15 protein-coding genes are annotated in these 17,496 nt (G+C 67.5%); 6 read left to right on the forward strand and 9 right to left on the reverse strand.

Going from position 1 to position 17,496, the window contains the following annotated elements:
- Positions 1–81: 81 nt before the first annotated feature.
- Genes EV672_RS06635 through asnB form a run of 5 tightly spaced genes read right to left on the reverse strand, consistent with a single transcriptional unit; the run spans position 82 to position 5,879 of the window.
- Positions 82–1,017, reverse strand: coding sequence for a N5-glutamine methyltransferase family protein (locus EV672_RS06635; RefSeq protein ID WP_243738565.1), 936 nt, complete (start codon positions 1,015–1,017; stop codon positions 82–84).
- Positions 1,014–2,036, reverse strand: a complete 1,023-nt coding sequence (nadE, locus tag EV672_RS06640; protein WP_133607548.1) for an NAD(+) synthase — start codon at positions 2,034–2,036, stop codon at positions 1,014–1,016. The genes EV672_RS06635 and nadE overlap by 4 nt, the downstream gene beginning before the upstream one ends.
- 1 nt (position 2,037) lies before the next feature.
- On the reverse strand, positions 2,038–2,292 hold the full coding sequence (locus EV672_RS06645) for an acyl carrier protein (protein ID WP_133607550.1): 255 nt from the start codon (positions 2,290–2,292) through the stop codon (positions 2,038–2,040).
- Between the two features lie 47 nt (positions 2,293–2,339).
- On the reverse strand, positions 2,340–3,914 hold the full coding sequence (locus EV672_RS06650; protein ID WP_133607552.1) for a class I adenylate-forming enzyme family protein: 1,575 nt from the start codon (positions 3,912–3,914) through the stop codon (positions 2,340–2,342).
- 12 nt (positions 3,915–3,926) lie between these two features.
- Positions 3,927–5,879 carry an asparagine synthase (glutamine-hydrolyzing) gene (gene asnB / locus EV672_RS06655; protein WP_133607554.1) on the reverse strand — a complete coding sequence of 651 codons (1,953 nt, stop codon included), beginning with the start codon at positions 5,877–5,879 and terminating at the stop codon, positions 3,927–3,929.
- Between the two features lie 193 nt (positions 5,880–6,072).
- Between asnB and EV672_RS06660 the strand changes: the two genes are divergently transcribed.
- Positions 6,073–6,528 (forward strand): hypothetical protein, encoded by a 456-nt coding sequence (locus tag EV672_RS06660; RefSeq protein ID WP_133607556.1) that lies wholly within the window; start codon positions 6,073–6,075, stop codon positions 6,526–6,528.
- Between the two features lie 30 nt (positions 6,529–6,558).
- On the opposite strand, the gene EV672_RS06665 is transcribed toward EV672_RS06660, so the two are convergent.
- Together EV672_RS06665 and EV672_RS06670 are read right to left on the reverse strand one after the other, a co-directional pair.
- Entirely contained in the window at positions 6,559–7,017 is a 459-nt protein-coding gene (locus EV672_RS06665) for a YeeE/YedE family protein (protein WP_133607558.1), read from the reverse strand.
- Between the two features lie 14 nt (positions 7,018–7,031).
- Entirely contained in the window at positions 7,032–7,463 is a 432-nt protein-coding gene (locus EV672_RS06670; protein WP_133608188.1) for a YeeE/YedE family protein, read from the reverse strand.
- 278 nt (positions 7,464–7,741) lie between these two features.
- On the opposite strand from EV672_RS06670, the gene EV672_RS06675 reads away from it, so the two are divergent.
- Together EV672_RS06675 and EV672_RS06680 are read left to right on the forward strand one after the other, a co-directional pair.
- The gene (locus tag EV672_RS06675; protein ID WP_166643486.1) at positions 7,742–9,013 is read left to right on the forward strand and encodes a GGDEF domain-containing protein; all 1,272 of its coding nucleotides are present in this window, start codon (positions 7,742–7,744) and stop codon (positions 9,011–9,013) included.
- A 2-nt stretch (positions 9,014–9,015) separates the two neighbouring features.
- Positions 9,016–10,290: a GGDEF domain-containing protein gene (locus tag EV672_RS06680; protein WP_133607562.1), complete on the forward strand. Its 1,275-nt coding sequence runs from the start codon at positions 9,016–9,018 to the stop codon at positions 10,288–10,290.
- Here EV672_RS06680 and EV672_RS06685 read toward each other — a convergent pair.
- The gene (locus EV672_RS06685) at positions 10,280–11,212 is read right to left on the reverse strand and encodes a cation diffusion facilitator family transporter (RefSeq protein WP_133607564.1); all 933 of its coding nucleotides are present in this window, start codon (positions 11,210–11,212) and stop codon (positions 10,280–10,282) included. The two genes, EV672_RS06680 and EV672_RS06685, sit on opposite strands and share 11 nt — an antisense overlap.
- A gap of 3 nt (positions 11,213–11,215) precedes the next feature.
- On the reverse strand, positions 11,216–11,878 hold the full coding sequence (gene ribA / locus EV672_RS06690; protein WP_133607566.1) for a GTP cyclohydrolase II: 663 nt from the start codon (positions 11,876–11,878) through the stop codon (positions 11,216–11,218).
- A gap of 130 nt (positions 11,879–12,008) precedes the next feature.
- On the opposite strand from ribA, the gene imuA reads away from it, so the two are divergent.
- The 3 genes from imuA to EV672_RS06705 are packed head-to-tail and all read left to right on the forward strand — an operon-like array spanning position 12,009 to position 17,426.
- The gene (gene imuA, locus EV672_RS06695; RefSeq protein WP_166643487.1) at positions 12,009–12,797 is read left to right on the forward strand and encodes a translesion DNA synthesis-associated protein ImuA; all 789 of its coding nucleotides are present in this window, start codon (positions 12,009–12,011) and stop codon (positions 12,795–12,797) included.
- Positions 12,757–14,163 (forward strand): Y-family DNA polymerase, encoded by a 1,407-nt coding sequence (locus tag EV672_RS06700; protein ID WP_133607570.1) that lies wholly within the window; start codon positions 12,757–12,759, stop codon positions 14,161–14,163. The genes imuA and EV672_RS06700 overlap by 41 nt, the downstream gene beginning before the upstream one ends.
- Positions 14,164–14,174: 11 nt before the next feature.
- Positions 14,175–17,426 carry an error-prone DNA polymerase gene (locus tag EV672_RS06705; RefSeq protein WP_133607571.1) on the forward strand — a complete coding sequence of 1,084 codons (3,252 nt, stop codon included), beginning with the start codon at positions 14,175–14,177 and terminating at the stop codon, positions 17,424–17,426.
- Positions 17,427–17,496 lie beyond the last annotated feature (70 nt).

The raw sequence follows: 17,496 nt of genomic DNA on the forward strand, positions 1-17,496 counted from the left end.
GGCGCAGGTCACGGGGTTGGCGGCAGGGGCTGTGGGGCCCCAGCGGGCCACGCGCCGCCATTGTGGGTCAAAGCGCGTGGTTCACAGGCGCTGTGCCAGCAAAGACCGCACCTGGCCGTGGTCGTCGAGCACCGTTTGTGGCGCGCCGAACTGGCCCGTGCGCGCCAGCCACTGTTGCACCGCCGGGCCCTGGCCCAGGCCGACTTCCAGCCCCAGCCAGCCGCCCGAGCGCAGGAAACGGGGCGCGTCCTTCATCAGCCTTTGCAGGATGCGGATGCCGAAAGGGCCGCCGTCAAACGCCAGGCTGGGCTCGTGCTGGACGATCTCGGCGGGCATGCTGTCGAGCTTGCCGCTGGAGATGTAGGGCGGGTTGCACAACAGCAGGTCGGTGTGACCGAGGAAGTCGGCAGCATCGCCATGGACGGCGTTGGCCTCGCCGGCGTCAAAAGGCGCGAGCAGGTCGCCGCAGCGCCATTGCACGCGCTCGCTCAGGCCCAGGTGGCGGGCGTTGGCCTCGGCCAGGGCCACGGCCTCGGGCGAGAGGTCCGCACCCCAGACGCGCGCCGTGGGCACGCCCTGGGCCATGGCCAGGGCCAGGTTGCCCGAGCCCGTGCACACGTCGATGACGCGGGGTGAGGCCATCTCGCGCAGGTGCGCCAGGGCGGCGCGGGCCAGCAGCTCGGTCTCGCGGCGGGGGATCAGGGCTTGCGGTCCGGCGAGCATTTCCAGCCCCATGAAGGCCTGCCGGCCGCTCAGGTGCGCCAGGGGGATGCCCGCCAGGCGCTGGGCGATGAGCGCACCGAGTTGGGCGTCCTGCGCGGCGTCCAGCGTGGGCAGGGCCTCATTGGCCAGGTGGCCGGCCGCGTCTGCTGACATCGGCTTTCCAGCGGCCAGGCACCACAGCGCGCGCAAGGTGGCTTCCGGCGTCTCTTCGGGCTTGTCGGGCAGGGTCTGCATGGCCGATCGCAACACGGCCAGGCGTTCGGCGAAGCCTTCTGTGCGCATGCCTGCGCTCATGCCCGCACCTCCAGCACCTCATCGACCAGCGCGGGGCGGGCGTGCAGGTAGGCGGTGGCGCGACGCTTGGCCTCGATGTCCAGGTACACCGCCTGGGCGTGGGCCTCGGTGATGCCCAGGGCCTGGGCCAGTTCGTGCGCCGGACGCCCCTGGTTGTGGGCCCACAGCGCCAGGTCCATCTGCTGGTGGGGCAGGCTGAAGTAGAACTCGTCCTGGCCTTGCGGCAGGCTGTAGGTGTCGGTCGTGGGCGGCGCGCTGCACACCGATTCGGGCAAGCCCAGATGCCGCGCCAGCAGATAGACCTGCGTCTTGTAGAGGTGGGCGATGGGCTTGATGTCGGCCGCACCGTCGCCGTTCTTCACGAAGAAGCCCTGGTCGTACTCCAGGCGGTTGGGCGTGCCGATCACGGCGCGGTTGAGTCGGTCGGCGTGGAAGTACTCGACCGTCTTGCGGATGCGCTGCTTGTGGTTGGTGGCGGCCACGATCTGCAGGTAGGCCTTCAGCGGCAGGCGCGCCTCGTGCATCTGCCCGTCAGGCGACTGCACGATGAGCTTGAAGTAGCTGATGCGGCCTTGTGCTGGCGCTGCGCCCGGCTCACCGGCCTGCGCGATGGCGATCTTGCTTTTCCAGTCCGGGCCGTAGGCAGGGAAGACACTGCGCATGGCCTCGTCGCGCCAGCGGTAGCAACCAATGGCCTCGACCGTCGCACCGATGGGCTCCAGCATCGCCTCGACACCGAGTTGCTCGGCCACTTCGCGGCCCTTGTCTTCGCTGGACAGGCTGGAATCTTTCTCGGGCATGAGCAGGCCCAGCACCTTGTCGGCACCCAGCGCACGCACGGCCAGCGCGGCGCACACGGAGCTGTCCACACCGCCCGACATGCCCAGCACCACGCCACGCTTGTTGAAGCGACGCAGCGAGGCGACCATGTGCTGGCCGATGCGTTGCACCTCGGCTTCGCCGTCGAGCGCGAAAACGTCGGGCGTGATGGGGGGCGTGAGGGAGGGCGCGGTGCTCATGTCAGGCTGCCTTCTTGCGCTGGACGTAAGCCTCGATGGCGCTCAGGCAGTCGAGGTTGTCGGGCACCATCTCGTCCTCCGTGACCTCGATGCCATAGGTTTCCTCCAGGAACATGATCAGCTCCAGGAAGCCGGTGGAGTCAACGATGTGGTGCTCCAGGAAGGAGTCGCCATCGGCGAAACCGGCTTGCTCGCCGCCCATGAGGAAGCTGTCGGTGATGAAGGCGCGGACGGTGTCTTTGATGGCTGCGGTCATGGTGGATCCGTGAGGTTTCTTGTGGGGTCTGTGAAGGGCTTGCGTGTTCAGGCCAGACCGGTTTTCTTGATCTTGCCCGTGTCGGTTTTGGGCAGGGCGTCAACGAACTCGACGTGCTTGGGCGCCATGAAGCTCTCCAGGCGTGCCAGGCATTGTCGGATGACCTCGCGCTCGGTCAGCGTCACCCCGGGCTGGCAGACGACGAAGGCTTTGACGGCCTGGCCCAGCAAATCATCGGGCACGCCGATGACAGCGGCTTCGAACACGCCCTCGATGGCGTACAGCGCGTTCTCGACTTCCTTGGGGCTGACCTTTTCGCCACGGCTTTTGATGATGTCGTCCTTGCGGGCCACGAAGTAGAGGTAGCCCTCGCTGTCGGTGCGGAAGAGGTCGCCGGTGTGAAGCACGGGCGCACCTGCCTGGCCACCGATAGCCGGTCCTGGCCGCAAACGCTGGGCCGTGGCCTCGGGCTTGTCCCAGTAGCCCAGCATGACGTTGCTGCCGCGCACGACCAGCTCGCCCGTGCTGCCATTCGGCAGGCGTTGCCCCGCCTCATCGACCAGCCAGACTTCCTCGTTGGGCATGCCTCGGCCGACGCTGGTGGGGCGCACGTCGAGCTGCTCGGGCGGCAGGTAGGTCACGCGCTTGCACTCGGTCAGGCCGTACATGGAAAACAGCGTGGCCTGCGGGAAGAGCGCACGCAGGCGCTGGATGTGGGCCTCCGACAAGGCCGCGGCGGTGTTGGTGATCATGCGCAGGTGGCCCAGGGCGAAGCTGGGCAAGGTCTGCAGGTTCATCAGCATGGCGAACATGGTCGGTACACCGGGGAAGACGGTGACCCGCTCGCGCACCATCACCTCCAGCACCTTGACGGGGAAGGTGAAGCTGCGCTCCAGCACCAGGGTGGCGCCGACGCGTGCGCACATCAGCAGCTGGTAGAGGCCGTAGTCGAAAGCCAGGGGCAGGGCGCACAGCACGGTGTCGTCGGCACGCAGGCCCAGGTAGGTGCTCACCGAGGTGCAGGCCGAGACCATGTTCAGGTGGCTGAGCATCACGCCCTTCGGGTCACCGGTGGAGCCCGAGGTGTAGATGATGGCGGCGAGGTCCTGGTCGATCAGGCCCCCGTCGATCACACCGACGTGGGCCATGCGGGTGCTGGCGTCGGGCATGAATGCGGGCAGGGCGCGTTCACGGCCGGTGCTGCTGCCATCGTCATGGCCACCGGCACCCTGCAGCCCGCACACCCAGGCCACATCGACCGAGGTGTTCTGCGCCAGCGCCGCATGCCACACGCCACGCAGGTTGTCTTGCGTGATCAGCACGCGGGCGCGCGCGTCGTTGAGCATGTAAGCCAGCTTGTCGGCCTTGGTCAGCGGGTTGATCGGCATGAAGGCCCCACCGGCCTGCAGCACGGCCCACACGGCCACCGCCATCTCGACGCGGTTGTCCAGGAACAGGGCGACCCGGTCACCGCGCTGCAGCCCGATGCCTTGCAGGGCCGATGCCAGTTGCTGCGACCGCTGCAGCAGCTCACCGAAGCTGTGGCGCTGCCCGTCGCTGACCAGGGCGATGTGGTCGGGGCTCTGGGTGGCGCTGTGGACGAAGAAATCGTGGAGGAGCATGGGTGTGATCGGTCAATGTGAACGCACAAAACGCGCGTGCAACAGCATGGTGGACAGCACGCCGACGAGGGCCATGTTGTCGCCGAAACCGATGGCCCGGCCTTGCGCGCACTTGGCCATCAACTTGCCCACGGCCTGAGGCTCGAACAAACCGGCATCGGCCAGGCGCGTGGGGCTGAGCAGCTCGGCCACCCAATCCAGCGCACGCCCCTGATCGAAGAAGCAGGCGCTGTCGGGCGCGCGGTAGGGCTGCTTGGTGCGGGTGCGGATGCCTTCGGGCAGCAGGCCACTCACCGAGCGCTTGAGCAGGTATTTTTCGGTCAGGCCCATGAGCTTGTAGCGCGGCGGCAGGCGGTTGCCGAACTCGATGACGCGGTGGTCCAGGAAGGGGAAACGCCCCTCGATGGACGCGGCCATGGCCATGCGGTCGCCTTGTGAGCTCAGCAGGTAGCCCGACATCAGCGTGTGCGCCTCGATGTACTGGTCGCGCTGCAGCGGTTGCCAGCCCGCGTGCGAGGCCGGCAGGTGGGCTTCGAGCGCGGCCAGGTGGTTCCAGCCCGCCAGCTGCGCGCGCACATCGGGCGAGAAAAACTGCCAGATGCGCTGGGTGGTCTGCCAGCGCGGGTGGTGGCCAAAGTGGGGCTGGTGGGCGTGCTCGGCGCCTTCGGCGAAAAAGCGCTGGGCCAGCACCCGGGCGGCCGCGGGCGAGTGGCGCAGGTAGGGGTAGAGCCGGTCGATGAGCTGCGGCCGCGCCTTCGACTGCGGCTGGCGCGCCATGAAGCGGCGGATGCGCGCTTCTTTGAAGATGTCGTAGCCGCCGAAGACCTCGTCTGCGCCTTCGCCCGTCAGCACGACCTTGAAGCCGGATGCGCGCACATGGCGGGCCAGCAGCATCATCGGCGTGGGAGCCGTGCGCAGCACCGGGGCCTCGGTGTGCCAGACGGTGTCGGCAAAGGCCTCGGCGATGTCGGCGCGGCTGCAGCGCAGGCTGCTGTGCGCGGTGCCCAGGTGCGCAACCAGCTCGGCCTGTTGCGCGCTTTCGTCGAACTCGGCGTCGTCGAAGGTCAGCGAGAAAGTGCGCAGCGGCGTGTCGGTGAAGTGCTTGATGAGCGTGGTGACGATGGACGAGTCCAGGCCACCGCTCAGGTAAGCGCCCACGGGCACGTCGGCGCGCAATTGCAGGCGCACGGCATCGACCAGCAACTCGCGCAGCTCTTCGGCCAAATCTGCACCATCGCGGTGGGCATGGTGGCTGGCAGCGCCATCGCCAAAATCCCAATCCCAGTAGCGCTGCGTGCGTGCGCTGGCGCGCAGGTCGGGCGCTTGCGCGTCCACCACCATCAGGGTGCCAGGGGGCAGGGCGTCGATGCCCTGGAACACGGTGCGGCCGGGCAGGGGGGCCCAGTAGGTGAAGGTTTCGCCGATAGCGCCCACATCCAGCGCACGCGGCACCTCGGGCAGAGCGAACAGCGCTTTGACCTCGGAAGCGAAGGCCAGACCTTCTGGTGTCCAGGTGAAGAACAGGGGGCGGATGCCGGTGCGGTCGCGCGCCAGCACCAGCCTGCGCTGGCGGTCGTCCCACAGGGCGATGGCGAACTGGCCGTTGAGGCGGTCCACGAAGGCCTCGCCGACCTGCTCGTACAGGTGGACGATCACTTCGGTGTCGGAGTGCGTGCGGAAGGTGTGGCCCTGGGCGATCAGCTCGGCACGCAACTCGATGTGGTTGAAAATTTCTCCATTGAAAACGACCTGGATGGCGCCGTCTTCGTTGCCCATCGGCTGGTGGCCACCGGCCAGGTCGATGATGCTCAGGCGGCTGTGGGCCAGGCCGATGCGGCCGTCGGGTCCACCGGCCCAGACGCCTTGACCATCGGGGCCGCGGTGGGCCAGGCGTTGGATCATGGCGGTCAGCAAGCCAGGTTCAACCCGCCTTGCCCGATTCAACAACCCTGCAATGCCGCACATGCCATCCCGTCCCGTGTGATGTCGCCTGCCCGACCGCTTGGGGCTTCGCACATGCGCAGAGTGTAAAAGCCCCGCCATGACAGCCGAGCGGCAACATCTCCAGAATGTCCCCCATCATACTGAGGTCATTGAGCTGATCGCGGACAATGTTGCTCTGCAGCAAAACATGCGGCTCTTTTGACGCAACCGACCGATGCCCATCACCTCCACGCGACGCATCAACGTCGTACAGCAATTCGTTCGCCTGGGGTTCGCCGACCACCTCGACCCCGATGCGCCCTTTTACTCGGGTGATTTCCTCACCCAGGAGCTCACGACGACCGAAGTCCAGGCCGCCATGAGCGTGCTGCCGCGCATCAACACCTTCGTGGGTGTTCAGGTGGCCGGCAGCCTGGACCGTTTTCGCGGCGAGGTGAGGGCGTGGAAATTCGGCCGCTCGGGCACGCCCGTGTTGCACGTGTTGCTGCCGTTCTGGACGCACCAAGTGGAAGAGCGCCACGTGGCCAGCCCGGTGGGCGCGCCTGTCCAAGACGCCGAGCACCGCGCCCTCATCGAACGCCTGCAGCACTGCCTGGTGGACGAGCTGGATGCCTTTGATTTCACCCGGGTGGACGAAACAGACCACGTCTGGCGCGCCCGCTGGCGCTGAGCCTGCGTCGCTTGCCAGTGCCGGTGGATGTCAGTGCCGGTTCGTCTGGCGCTGCAGCCAGGCGCCTGCCAGCATCGCAGGCACGAACACCCAGACTTCGGCATTGCCTGCCAGCAGCGATGTCAGCGCAGGTCCGGGGCAATAGCCTGACAGCCCCCAGCCGATGCCGAACAGCGCGGCGCCCAGCAGCAGGCGCGCATCGATCGCCTTGTTCTGAGGCACGTGGAAAACCGTGCCGCACACCGGCGCCTGGCGGCGCTTGAGCAGCCACTGGAAGCCCAGCAGGCTGACCGCGACCGCCCCGCCCATCACGAAAGCCAGGCTGGGGTCCCAGTGGCCCGCCACGTCCAGGAAGGCTTGCACGGTCAGCGGGTTGCTCATGCCCGACAGCGTCAGCCCCCAGCCAAAGAAGAGCCCGCATCCCAGGGCGATGACGAACCCGTGCCAGGGCGAGCCGGTGCTAGCAGCATTCACATTGCTTTTTGTCATGTCGATGTGCTCCTTCAAAGCGCCAGCAGGTGCCGGCTCACATACACCGTGATGGCGCCGGTCGCCATGAAAGTGAGCACCGCGGCCAGCGATCGCAGCGACAAGCGGCCCAGCCCGCACACGCCATGGCCGCTGGTGCAGCCGCTGCCCAGAGACGTGCCCCAGCCAACAAGCAGCCCGCTGACCACCAGCAGCGGGACGTTTTCGACGCGAGCCGGCGCCAGTGGGGTGTGGGCCGCCTGCGTCCAGAGCCAACCCGCCAGCACGAGGCCGAGCACAAAGCCCACGCGCCAAAGGTTGGCGGCGTTCCAGTTGGGTCGATCCATCAGGCCGAAAGTGATGCCGCTGATGCCAGCGATGCGGCCGAGCCCGATCAGCAGCAGCACGCTGGCGGCGCCGATCATGAGCCCGCCCAGCAGTGGCGGCAGAAACGCTTGGAAGTTCATCACAGACCTCGCTTGTGTGGCGACTTGATACCCTGGGGAGTATATGAAATTCTGGCGATGTGTGCGCGGACCGGCGTCCAGCACCATCGACATCATGAAAACACATTTGCCACGATGTATATTATGTCAACCAAACGATCAGAAAAGACACCGAACTTGGTGTCCGTGGCTTCAGGGTAAGCCATGGGACACGCCCTCCGAGCAGTTAGAGTCTTTCCTTTACGATGGATCGGTGCGACATTGAGCGCTGCGTTAAAGGTGACCCGTTAAGGCCAGGCGTGAGAAAGTTCGAAGCATCCTCCTCATCGCCCATGGTGCCGCCGCCTGCGCCATGGGGGCGGCCGGTGGTGGCCGTGCGTGAATTGCGCCCGCTGATGGTTGACCCGGTCGAGTCACAGGTGCTCGAAGATGTGTTGCGCACGGGCCTGCGGGGGCTGCGCTTCCCGCCCGAACTGGAGACCCGCTTCCAGGAGGAAACCGGCCCGCAGCGCCTGCGCACCTTGCTCGTCAGCAGCGCGCTGGTCAGTGTGCTGTTCAACTGGCTGTTGCTGTCCGACTGGATGATGATCCCGGACGTGTTTGACACGGCCCTTCAATGGCGACTGTTCATTTACACGCCGGCCACCTTGGCGGGGCTTTTCGTCCTCATGCACATGCCCAGCCCGCGGCTGCGCGAAGCCATGATCGTGGTGGCAGGCTGTTGTGCCGCGGCGCTCAACACCTGGTTGTGCATGCGCAGCCAGGACGCTTTGGCGGGGCCTTACCTGGTCAGCGTCACGGTCGTCGTTGTGTACTGCAACACGGTGGCGCGCCTGCGGTTTCGCCCTGCGCTGGTGCTCGACAGCCTGGTCGTGGCGATGTACTTCTACGGATGGTGGCATCTGCCCAACGCGCCCGTCACCATCATGGCGCCGGGAGCGCTGACCCTGATCTCGGCCGTGGTGTTCACTTTGTATGGCGCCTATTCCCAAGAGCACGATGTCCGCGAAAACTGGCTGCGCCTGATGCGCGACCGCGTGTTGCAAGACGAGCTGCGCCAGGCCAACGCCCGACTGGAGGCCGCATCGCGCAGTGACATGCTGACCGAACTGGCCAGCCGGCGGCATTTCGACGCGTCTTTGCTGTCGATGTGGGCCCAGGCCCGCGAAGATGGCCATGAGATATCGCTCATGCTCATCGACATCGACGACTTCAAGGCCTACAACGGGCGGCAAGGCCATCTGCGGGGCGACGCCTGCCTCAAGGCGGTGGCCGGCATCCTCAAGCACCGCTTGCGTCGCCCGGAGGACATGGTCGCCCGCTTCGGCGGCGAGGAGTTCATCGTGGCCATGAGCGACACCTCGCTGCAAACGGCGGTGGGTGCGGCCGAGCGCGTGCGCAAGGGCGTGGAGACGCTGGGCGATGTCACCGTGAGCGTGGGCGTGTCCTGCATGCGGCCCAACTCACCGCACGCGAACATGGCGCAACTGCTGGCCGCGGCCGACGAGGCCTTGCATCTGGCCAAAAAGCGTGGCCGCAACCGCGTCATCGCATTCGGGACCCAGGATTGACCATGAGCACCGCGGCGCAGCCTCCTCTGCAGTCCTTGCCGGAAAGCGACTTCGGCGCTTTCCGCCATCGCACGTCCATGGACCGCATCCACGAATTGCTGGAGCACGGTTTTCCGTGGATGTCCTTTCCCTCTGACATGGAGCAGCAGTTCCAGCGGGATGGTGCAGCGGCCCGTGCGCGGCACTTCCTGATCAGTGGCCTGATTTCGCTGTTCATCTACAACGGTTTTCTGCTGGCCGACTACCTGATGGCCCGCGATGTTTTCTGGCTGGCTGTGGAGCTGCGGCTGCTGGTGTTCACGCCCGTTTCACTGTTGGCGCTTTACAGCTTCCACAGAGGCGCCCTGCCCTGGTTGCGCCAGGCACCGCCCAGCATCGTGGATGTGCTGGCTTTGCTGGGCGGCATCGGTGCAGCCTTCAGTCTGGCCATCATCCTGATGCTGTCACGCAGCCCGTTGATCTATTTCTACCCGGTGGGCTTCATGGTGGTCATCACCTACGGCAACGTGGTGCAGCGGCTGCGGTTCTGGTTCGCGGTGGTGTTCACGGTGGTGTTGCTGGGCACTTTCGTGGTGGGCGTGATGGCCACGCCTGAATACCCTGCCCGCCTGCTGTGGCCCATCAGCTCGATGGTGCTGTCCGTGGCCATGTTCACCCTCAGTGCGAACTACTTCCTGGAGCGCGATGAGCGCCGACGCTACCTCCTGACGCAGCGCGAACGCGGCTTGGTCAGCGAGCTCAGCCTGGCCCACACGCGCTTGCGCGAGGTGTCTGACATCGATGCGCTGACGGGCATGCACAACCGCAGCCACATCCAGGAGCACCTGTCCCTGCTGTGGGAGCGTGCGCGGCGCGATGGCGATCACCTCAGCCTGCTGCTGGTGGACATCGACCACTTCAAGAAATTCAACGAGCGCTATGGCAACCCGGCCGGCGATGTCTGTTTGCAAAAAGTGGCGCGCGTGCTGCAGGACAGCCAACGCCGCACCGGTGACACCGTGGCGCGTTACGGCGGCGAGGAGTTCATGGTGGTGCTGCCACGCACCGATGCCTCATTCGCCGTGGGGGCTGCCGAGCGCATCCGCCAGGCGGTGGAGGCCCTGCAGATCCGCCACGAAAGCTCGACCACAGCCCTGCACCTGACGGCCAGCGTGGGCGTGGTGTCCTGCCAGGCGGGACCGCAGCTGACGGTGGAGCAGGTCATGGCGGTGGCAGAGCAGGCGCTGCAGCAGGCCAAGCTCGAAGGCCGCAACCGGGTGTGTGGTCTCAGCCTCTGAGCGCAAGTGGGTCCAGCTCGACCGGGTCCAGGTGCGTGAGCACGTCCAGCACCGGCAAGGCCTGCATCACACGCTGGCGGGCTTGCACGGCGATGTCATGGCCTTGCTGCACGGTGAGTTGGCCATCGACCTCCAGGTGGGCGTCCACCAGGATCATGTCGCCCATCTTGCGGGTGCGCAGGTCGTGCAGCCCTTGCACGCCAGGCGTCTCGCGGATGAGGTTGCCGATCTGCGCGATCTGGTCTTGCGAGGCTGAGCGGTCCATCAGGTCGTGCAAGGCCTCCCAGCCGAACTCCCAGCCCATCTTGCTGACCATGAAGCCGACGATGAGCGCGGCCACGGGGTCCAGCAGCGGGTAGCCCGCGAGGTTGCCGACGATGCCCAGCGCCACCACCAGCGATGAGGCGGCATCAGAGCGCGCATGCCAGGCGTTGGCCACGAGCATGCTGGAGCGCACGCGCTCGGCCGCGGCCAGCATGTAGCGAAACAGCAATTCCTTGGCAGCGAGCGCGCCGAGCGCGACGTACAGCGCCATCGCCTGCACCTTGGGGATGGTGTCCGGGTCGCTGAGCTTGTGCACGGCGCTCCAGAGCATGCCCACGCCCACCGTGAGCAACAGCATGCCCAGCACCAGGGAGGCTGCCGTTTCGTAGCGTTGGTGGCCGTAGTGGTGGTCTTCGTCGGCCTCCTTGTGGCTGTGCCGGTTGGCCAGCAGCACGACGAAATCGGCGATCAGGTCAGACAGGGAATGGATGCCATCGGCGATCAAGGCCTGGGAGTGCGCGATCACGCCCACCGTCACCTGAACGGCAGTCAGCACCAGGTTCACCACGACGCTGACCAGGGTGCTGCGCTGGGCCACCTGGTGGCGTTCGGGCGAGTCCTGTTCGGGGTCGTCGTGGGGAGCAAGGTCGATGGCCATGCTTCAGCCCAGCCAGTCGATGTGGTGGCCGAGCTTGCGGGCCTTGGTGTCCAGGTAACGCTCGTTTTCGGGCTGGACGTCGCTGCGCACGGGCACGCGTTCTTCGACGGCCACGCCGTGTTCGCGCAGCGTGTCCACCTTGCGCGGGTTGTTGGTCATGAGCTTGACCGAGGAGATGCCCAGCGCGGAGAGGATTTCGACCGCGGCGTCGAACTTGCGCAGGTCAGCCGCAAAGCCCAAGTGTTGGTTGGCCTCGACGGTGTCCATGCCCTGGTCTTGCAACTGGTAGGCACGCAGCTTGTTGGCCAGGCCAATGCCCCGCCCTTCCTGACGCAAGTAAACCACCACGCCGCTGCCGCGCTTGCCGATTTCGTTCATGGCGAAATGGAGCTGCGGGCCGCAGTCGCAGCGCAACGAGCCGAAGACATCGCCGGTCATGCATTCGGAATGCACGCGCACCAGGGCGCTGCCGCGGACGTCGCCCATGACCATGGCCACATGCTCCAGGCCCGTGGCTTTTTCGCGGAACAGCTTCATGGTGAAGCTGCCGTGTTCGGTGGGCACCCGGGCTTCGGCCAGGAACTCGACCAAGGCGTTGGCCACGGGGGTCAGGGGCTCGGCGGGTTGCGGATCGGCAGGTGGGAGGGCGGTGTCTGGGCTGGACATTCAATTTCCTTAGAGGGCCTATTTTGCCAAAGAGCACAGGCTCAGGCCGTCGCAAGGCCAAAGATGGGGTGGCAGCTCATGGACATGGGGTGCTGCCCGGACTATGATGCTGTATATAAACACAGTGATCATGCTTGCCGCCCCCCCTCCCCATCCGAGCCCGCAACCCAAGGCGCAGGCCCTGAACTTGCCGCCGCACCTGGCACAGGCCGTGTGGTCAGGACAGGCTTTGGGGGGCGGGCAAAGCCCCGTGCTGCCCAGTGGCCACGCCGCCTTGGACGCCCATCTGCCCGGCGGTGGCTGGCCGTGCCAGGCCCTGACCGAAGTGCTGCAGGCCCAGGCGGGCCTGGCGGAGTGGCGCCTGCTGCTGCCAGCCCTGGTGCGCCTGGTTCAGCGGGGCGGCCAGGTGCTGCTGGTGGGCGCGCCTTGGCGTCCGCAGCTCACGGCCCTGGCGCGCGAGGGGCTGCCCGAAGACCGCCTGGTCTGCATCGACGCCCGCAGTCCGCTGGAGCGCTTGTGGGCGACCGAGCAGGCCTTGAAAGCCGGTTGCCTGTCGGCCGTGCTCGCCTGGTTGCCGCAGGTGCGCGCCGAGGCCTTGCGGCGCCTGCAAGCCTGTGCGGCCCGGCATGCGGGGCCGGTGTTCATTTTTCGCCCGGAGCATGCGGGGCAAGGGGCTTCGCCCGCGCCTTTGCGCCTGCACCTGGGCCTGGGGCCTTGCCCCCACCCGCTGCAGGTGCGCTTGCTCAAGCGGCGCGGTCCGCAGCACGTGCCAGCCATCGTGCTGCCGCACTGGCCGGTGGGCCTGGCCACACTGTTGCCTGCGGCTGCGCTGCCGGCCACTCATCTTGCTCATCCTGGTTTGTCAGAGGTCGATCGCCATGTGGCACTGGATCGCACTGCTGCCCCCACCGGCGCCTGAGCCAGACATCACTGCGCCCGCCCTGCCCTCGCTGCAACGGCAACTGGGGTGGTGGGCCCTGCAGTTCACACCGCGCGTGGCCTGGCTGGAAGATGCCGTGCTGCTCGAGGTGGCGGCCAGCGAGCGCCTGTTCGGCGGGGCGCAGGCCCTGCGCGAGCGCATCCAGCGCGAGGCTCGCCAGATGGCTTCCGCACAGGGGGAGGCGGATGTGCGCAGCGCGCACGCGCCGACGGCCTTGGGCGCGCTGGCAATGGCACGCGCGCTTGACCATGAGGCACCTTGCACGCTGGATCGCCTGCCTTTGCAGACCGTGAGCGCGGTGGCCCGGCACGCCAGCACCCTGGCGCAACTGGGCTGTCGCACGCTGGGCGATGTGCGCGCCCTGCCGCGAGGCGGACTGAGCCGGCGTTTCGGGGCGGCCTTGCTGCAGGCGCTGGACCAGGCCTGGGGCGAGCAGCCCGAGGTCTTCGAGTGGCTCACCTTGCCGCCCACCTTCGATGAGCAGCTGGAGTTGCCCGCGCGCACCGACACCACCGCGGGACTGCAGCCAGCGTTCGTCCACCTGCTGCGCGCCTTATGCGCCTGGATGAGTGGGCACCAGTCTGGCACCGAGGCGTTGGTGCTGCGCTGGTGCCATGAGTGGTCCCGCCAGGGCCATGCGCCCTGGCAGGGCTGGCCCGTGCGCCTGGCCAGCCCGGTGTGCGATGTCACCAGGCTGGAGCGTCTGGTGGGCGAGCACCTGCAACGCATCACCTTGGCGTCGCCCGTGACCGACATCGGCTTGCAGGTCCACACGCTGGTGCCACGCTCGCCCGACAGCGCCGAGCTGTTCCCATCCGACGCGACCACGGCGCTGGATAACCCCAACGTGGCCGGTTCTCCCGCTGCGCAGCGCGCCCAGCACGAGGCCTGGCTGACCCTGCTGGAGCGCCTCAGCGTGCGCCTGGGGCCGGAGCGCGTGCAACAAGCCCGACGTTGCGCTGACCACCGCCTGTCGCAGTCCCAGCTTTGGGTGCCTGCGCTGTCGGTGCTGAACGCGGCTCGTCGGCCAGACCCTGGTCAGGTGGCGCCCATGCCAGGCGACATCCCCCAACCCACCTGGCTGCTGCCCGAGCCCTTGCCCCTGGCGCTGGACACCCGCAGCGGCCCGCGCGAGCAGCCGCTCTACCAGGGGCCGCTGCAGTTGCTGGCCGGCCCGCACCGCATCGAAGCCGGCTGGTGGGACACCCGAGACAGCGCCGCTGCCGAAGCACGTGACCACTACCTGGCCAGCAGTCCGGGCGCCGGCCTGTTGTGGGTGTTCCGCACCCGCCATGCCCCGCCAGATGCGCGCAGCGCCTGGTTCCTGCTGGGCTTTTTTGCCTGAGTGCCAGGGCCATGTCCACCCCCGAGCGATGGCCGCTGCCCGACGTGGTCGAGTTGCATGCCGTGTCCAACTTCAGCTTCCTGCGCGGCGCCTCGCACCCGGAGGAGCTGGTGCAACGCGCCTTGACCCTGGGCTACCGCGGCCTGGCCCTGACGGACGACTGCAGTCTCGCTGGCGTGGTGCGCGCCCACCTGGCCTTGACGCAAGCCCAGCAGGCGGGTGTGCCTGGCGCCGACACGTTCAAGCTCCTCATCGGCAGCGAATTCGCTGTGCACGAGGGGCCTGATCCGCACGCACCTCCTGCCTTCGAGCTCATCGTCCTGGCTTGCCACCGCCTGGGCTACGGCTTGTTGTGCGAGTTCATCACGCGCTTGCGCCGTGGGGTGGTGGGCAAAGGCCAGGCTCGGCTGCAACGCGCCGAAATCCACCCCGCCGCGCTGGGCGATTGCGTGCTCCTGCTGAGGCCCCGGCGTGGCACCCCCTGGGGCAGCTTGCTGGCCCAGGCTCGGTGGCTCAGGCGGCGCTTTCCCGGGCGCAGCTGGCTGGTGGTGGAGTTGCACCACAGCCTGGACGACGCCCTTTGGCTGCGCACCTTGCGCGCGCTCAGCGAGGCCACCGAGGTGCCTCTGGTGGCCGCGGGCGATGTGCACATGCACGTGCGTTCGCGCCAGCCCTTGCAGGATGTGCTCACGGCCATCCGCCTGGGCCGCCCCCTGAGCGAATGTGGCCTGAACCTGGCCCGTCACGCCGAACGCCACCTGCGCAGCCGCTTGCGCCTGGCCCAACGCTACCCCGCTGATCTGCTGGCCGAAACCCTGCGCGTGGCATCGCACTGTGACTTCAGCCTGAGCGAGCTGCGTTACGAATACCCTGAAGAAATCGTGCCCGCAGGCCACACCCCGATCGACCACCTGCGCCAGCTGACCCTGCAGGGCGCGGTAGATCGCTTCCCCCTGGGCGTGCCCCCCGATGTCCAGGCGCAGATCCACAAGGAACTGGCGCTCATCGCGGAGCTGGACTACGCCAAGTACTTCCTCACCGTCCACGACATCGTCCACTTCGCGCGCTCACGCGGCATCCTATGCCAGGGGCGCGGCAGCGCGGCCAACTCGGCCGTGTGCTACTGCCTGGGCATCACCGAGGTGGACCCGTCGCAAAGCACCTTGCTGTTCGAGCGCTTCATCTCGCGCGAGCGCAAAGAGCCGCCCGACATCGACGTGGACTTCGAGCACGAGCGCCGCGAAGAGGTCATCCAGTACCTCTACGCCAAGTACGGGCGCGACCGCACCGCGCTCACGGCCACCGTCATCAGCTACCGCACCCGCAGCGCCCTGCGCGATGTCGGCAAGGCGCTCGGGTTTTCCGCAGACTGCATCGCGCAGGTCAGCGGCAACCACCAGTGGTGGGACGGCCAGGGCATCCGCCGCGAGTGGCTGATCGAACTGGGTCTGGACCCCGATGAACGCCGCATGCGCCTGTGGCAGGAGCTCAGCCTGACACTGATGGGCTTCCCGCGGCACCTCAGCCAGCACACCGGCGGCTTCGTCATTGCCAAAGGCGCGCTGTGCCGCATGGTGCCCATCGAGAACGCCGCCATGCCCGAGCGCAGCATCATCCAGTGGGACAAGGACGACCTCGACGCCCTCGGCCTGCTCAAGGTCGATGTGCTGGCGCTCGGCATGCTCACGGCCTTGCGCAAAGCGATGGCGTTCATCAGCTTGCGCCGCGGCCATCCTCCTGAGCGGCCTTTCCGCCTGCAGGACATCCCGCGCGAAGACCCCGCCACCTACGACATGGCCTGCGACGCCGACACCATCGGCGTCTTCCAGATCGAAAGCCGCGCGCAGATGAGCATGCTGCCGCGCTTGCGACCGCGCTGCTTTTACGACCTGGTCGTCGAGGTGGCGCTGGTGCGGCCTGGGCCCATCCAGGGCGGCATGGTCCACCCCTACCTGCAACGGCGCGAGCTGCATCGCACCAATCCGAACGCCATCACCTGCCCGCCACGGCTGGAAGCGGCGCTCAAGCGCACCCTGGGCGTGCCCATTTTTCAGGAGCAGGTGATGCAGATCGTGGTGCTCGCCGCCGGCTTCACGGCAGGTGAGGCCGACGAGCTGCGCCGTTCCATGGCCGCCTGGCGACGCAAAGGCGGCGTGCACAAATTCAAGCGCAAGGTGATCGATGGCATGACGGCCAACGGCCACGACCTCGGCTTTGCCGAACAGATCTTCCAGCAGATCGAAGGCTTTGGCGAATACGGTTTCCCGGAATCCCACGCGGCCAGCTTCGCCTTGCTCGTCTATGCCAGCGCCTGGGTCAAGCGCCACGAGCCAGCGGCCTTCCTGGCGGGGCTGCTCAACGCCCAGCCCTTGGGCTTTTACTCGCCCAGCCAGCTCGTGCAAGACGCCCGCCGCCACGGCGTGGTGGTGCTGCCCCCCGATGTGACGCACAGTGGCTGGGATTGCCGCCTGGTGCCGCCCCCTGCCGACCCGGCAGATGCGCTCACGCCCATCGCCGGGCGCATCTCCCAGCATCGCCCACCGGCGGACAGCCCCCAGCCCGCGGTGCGCCTGGGCTTGCGGCTCGTGGCAGGGTTGGGGCTCGACGCCGCGCTGCGCATCGAGAACGCTTTGGCGCAACAGCCTTTCGCCGATGTCGATGACCTGGCCCGCCGCGCGCACCTGGCACAAGACGAACTGCGCGCCCTGGCCGCGGGCGATGCGCTGCGCAGCCTGGCAGGCCACCGCCGCCAGCAGGTCTGGGAAGCCGCGGCCCGCCACCGTGCCCCTGCCCTGCTGCGCGATGCGCCCACCGAAGAAGCTCTGCTCACGCTGCCTGCCGCACCGGAGGGCGAGGCCATCGTCTTCGACCACGCCGCGCTGGGCCTGACCTTGCGCCGCCACCCCCTCGCGCTGCTTCGGCCGCAGTTGTCCGCCCAACGCCTGCTGAGCGCCATGGAACTGCACGAATTCCCCAACGGCCGCCTGGCCCGCGCCTGCGGCATCGTCACCGTGCGACAGCAACCGGGCACGGCCTCGGGCGTGGTCTTCGTCACCCTGGAAGACGAAACCGGCACGGTCAACGTCATCGTCTGGGCGGCCCTCAAGGAGCGCCAGCGGCGCGAACTCGTGCACGCGCGTCTGCTGGCGGTGTACGGCGTGTGGCAGCGCGAAGGCGAGGTCCGCCACCTCATCGCCCACCACCTGCGTGACCTCAGCCCCCTGCTCGGAGGCCTCAGCACGTCCAGCCGCGACTTCCATTGAAAGCGCACATGCCGGCAGGGAAGCCGGGTTTGCCCGGGTCAGACCATGGCGTCCACGCAACGCCAGGCGG

This window comes from Aquabacterium commune, from assembly GCF_004362855.1.
In the GTDB taxonomy this organism is placed as follows: Bacteria; Pseudomonadota; Gammaproteobacteria; order Burkholderiales; family Burkholderiaceae_C; genus Aquabacterium; species Aquabacterium commune.

Bases quoted from the DNA above. Each gene is read 5' to 3' on its own strand.
- ribA (WP_133607566.1), bottom strand. From the start codon at position 11,878: ATGTCCAGCCCAGACACCGCCCTCCCACCTGCCGATCCGCAACCCGCC.
- EV672_RS06700 (WP_133607570.1), top strand. From the start codon at position 12,757: ATGTGGCACTGGATCGCACTGCTGCCCCCACCGGCGCCTGAGCCAGAC.
- asnB (WP_133607554.1), bottom strand. From the start codon at position 5,879: ATGTGCGGCATTGCAGGGTTGTTGAATCGGGCAAGGCGGGTTGAACCT.
- EV672_RS06660 (WP_133607556.1), top strand. From the start codon at position 6,073: ATGCCCATCACCTCCACGCGACGCATCAACGTCGTACAGCAATTCGTT.
- EV672_RS06685 (WP_133607564.1), bottom strand. From the start codon at position 11,212: ATGGCCATCGACCTTGCTCCCCACGACGACCCCGAACAGGACTCGCCC.
- nadE (WP_133607548.1), bottom strand. From the start codon at position 2,036: ATGAGCACCGCGCCCTCCCTCACGCCCCCCATCACGCCCGACGTTTTC.
- EV672_RS06645 (WP_133607550.1), bottom strand. From the start codon at position 2,292: ATGACCGCAGCCATCAAAGACACCGTCCGCGCCTTCATCACCGACAGC.
- EV672_RS06665 (WP_133607558.1), bottom strand. From the start codon at position 7,017: ATGACAAAAAGCAATGTGAATGCTGCTAGCACCGGCTCGCCCTGGCAC.
- EV672_RS06635 (WP_243738565.1), bottom strand. From the start codon at position 1,017: ATGAGCGCAGGCATGCGCACAGAAGGCTTCGCCGAACGCCTGGCCGTG.
- EV672_RS06670 (WP_133608188.1), bottom strand. From the start codon at position 7,463: ATGAACTTCCAAGCGTTTCTGCCGCCACTGCTGGGCGGGCTCATGATC.
- EV672_RS06705 (WP_133607571.1), top strand. From the start codon at position 14,175: ATGTCCACCCCCGAGCGATGGCCGCTGCCCGACGTGGTCGAGTTGCAT.
- EV672_RS06650 (WP_133607552.1), bottom strand. From the start codon at position 3,914: ATGCTCCTCCACGATTTCTTCGTCCACAGCGCCACCCAGAGCCCCGAC.
- EV672_RS06680 (WP_133607562.1), top strand. From the start codon at position 9,016: ATGAGCACCGCGGCGCAGCCTCCTCTGCAGTCCTTGCCGGAAAGCGAC.
- imuA (WP_166643487.1), top strand. From the start codon at position 12,009: ATGCTTGCCGCCCCCCCTCCCCATCCGAGCCCGCAACCCAAGGCGCAG.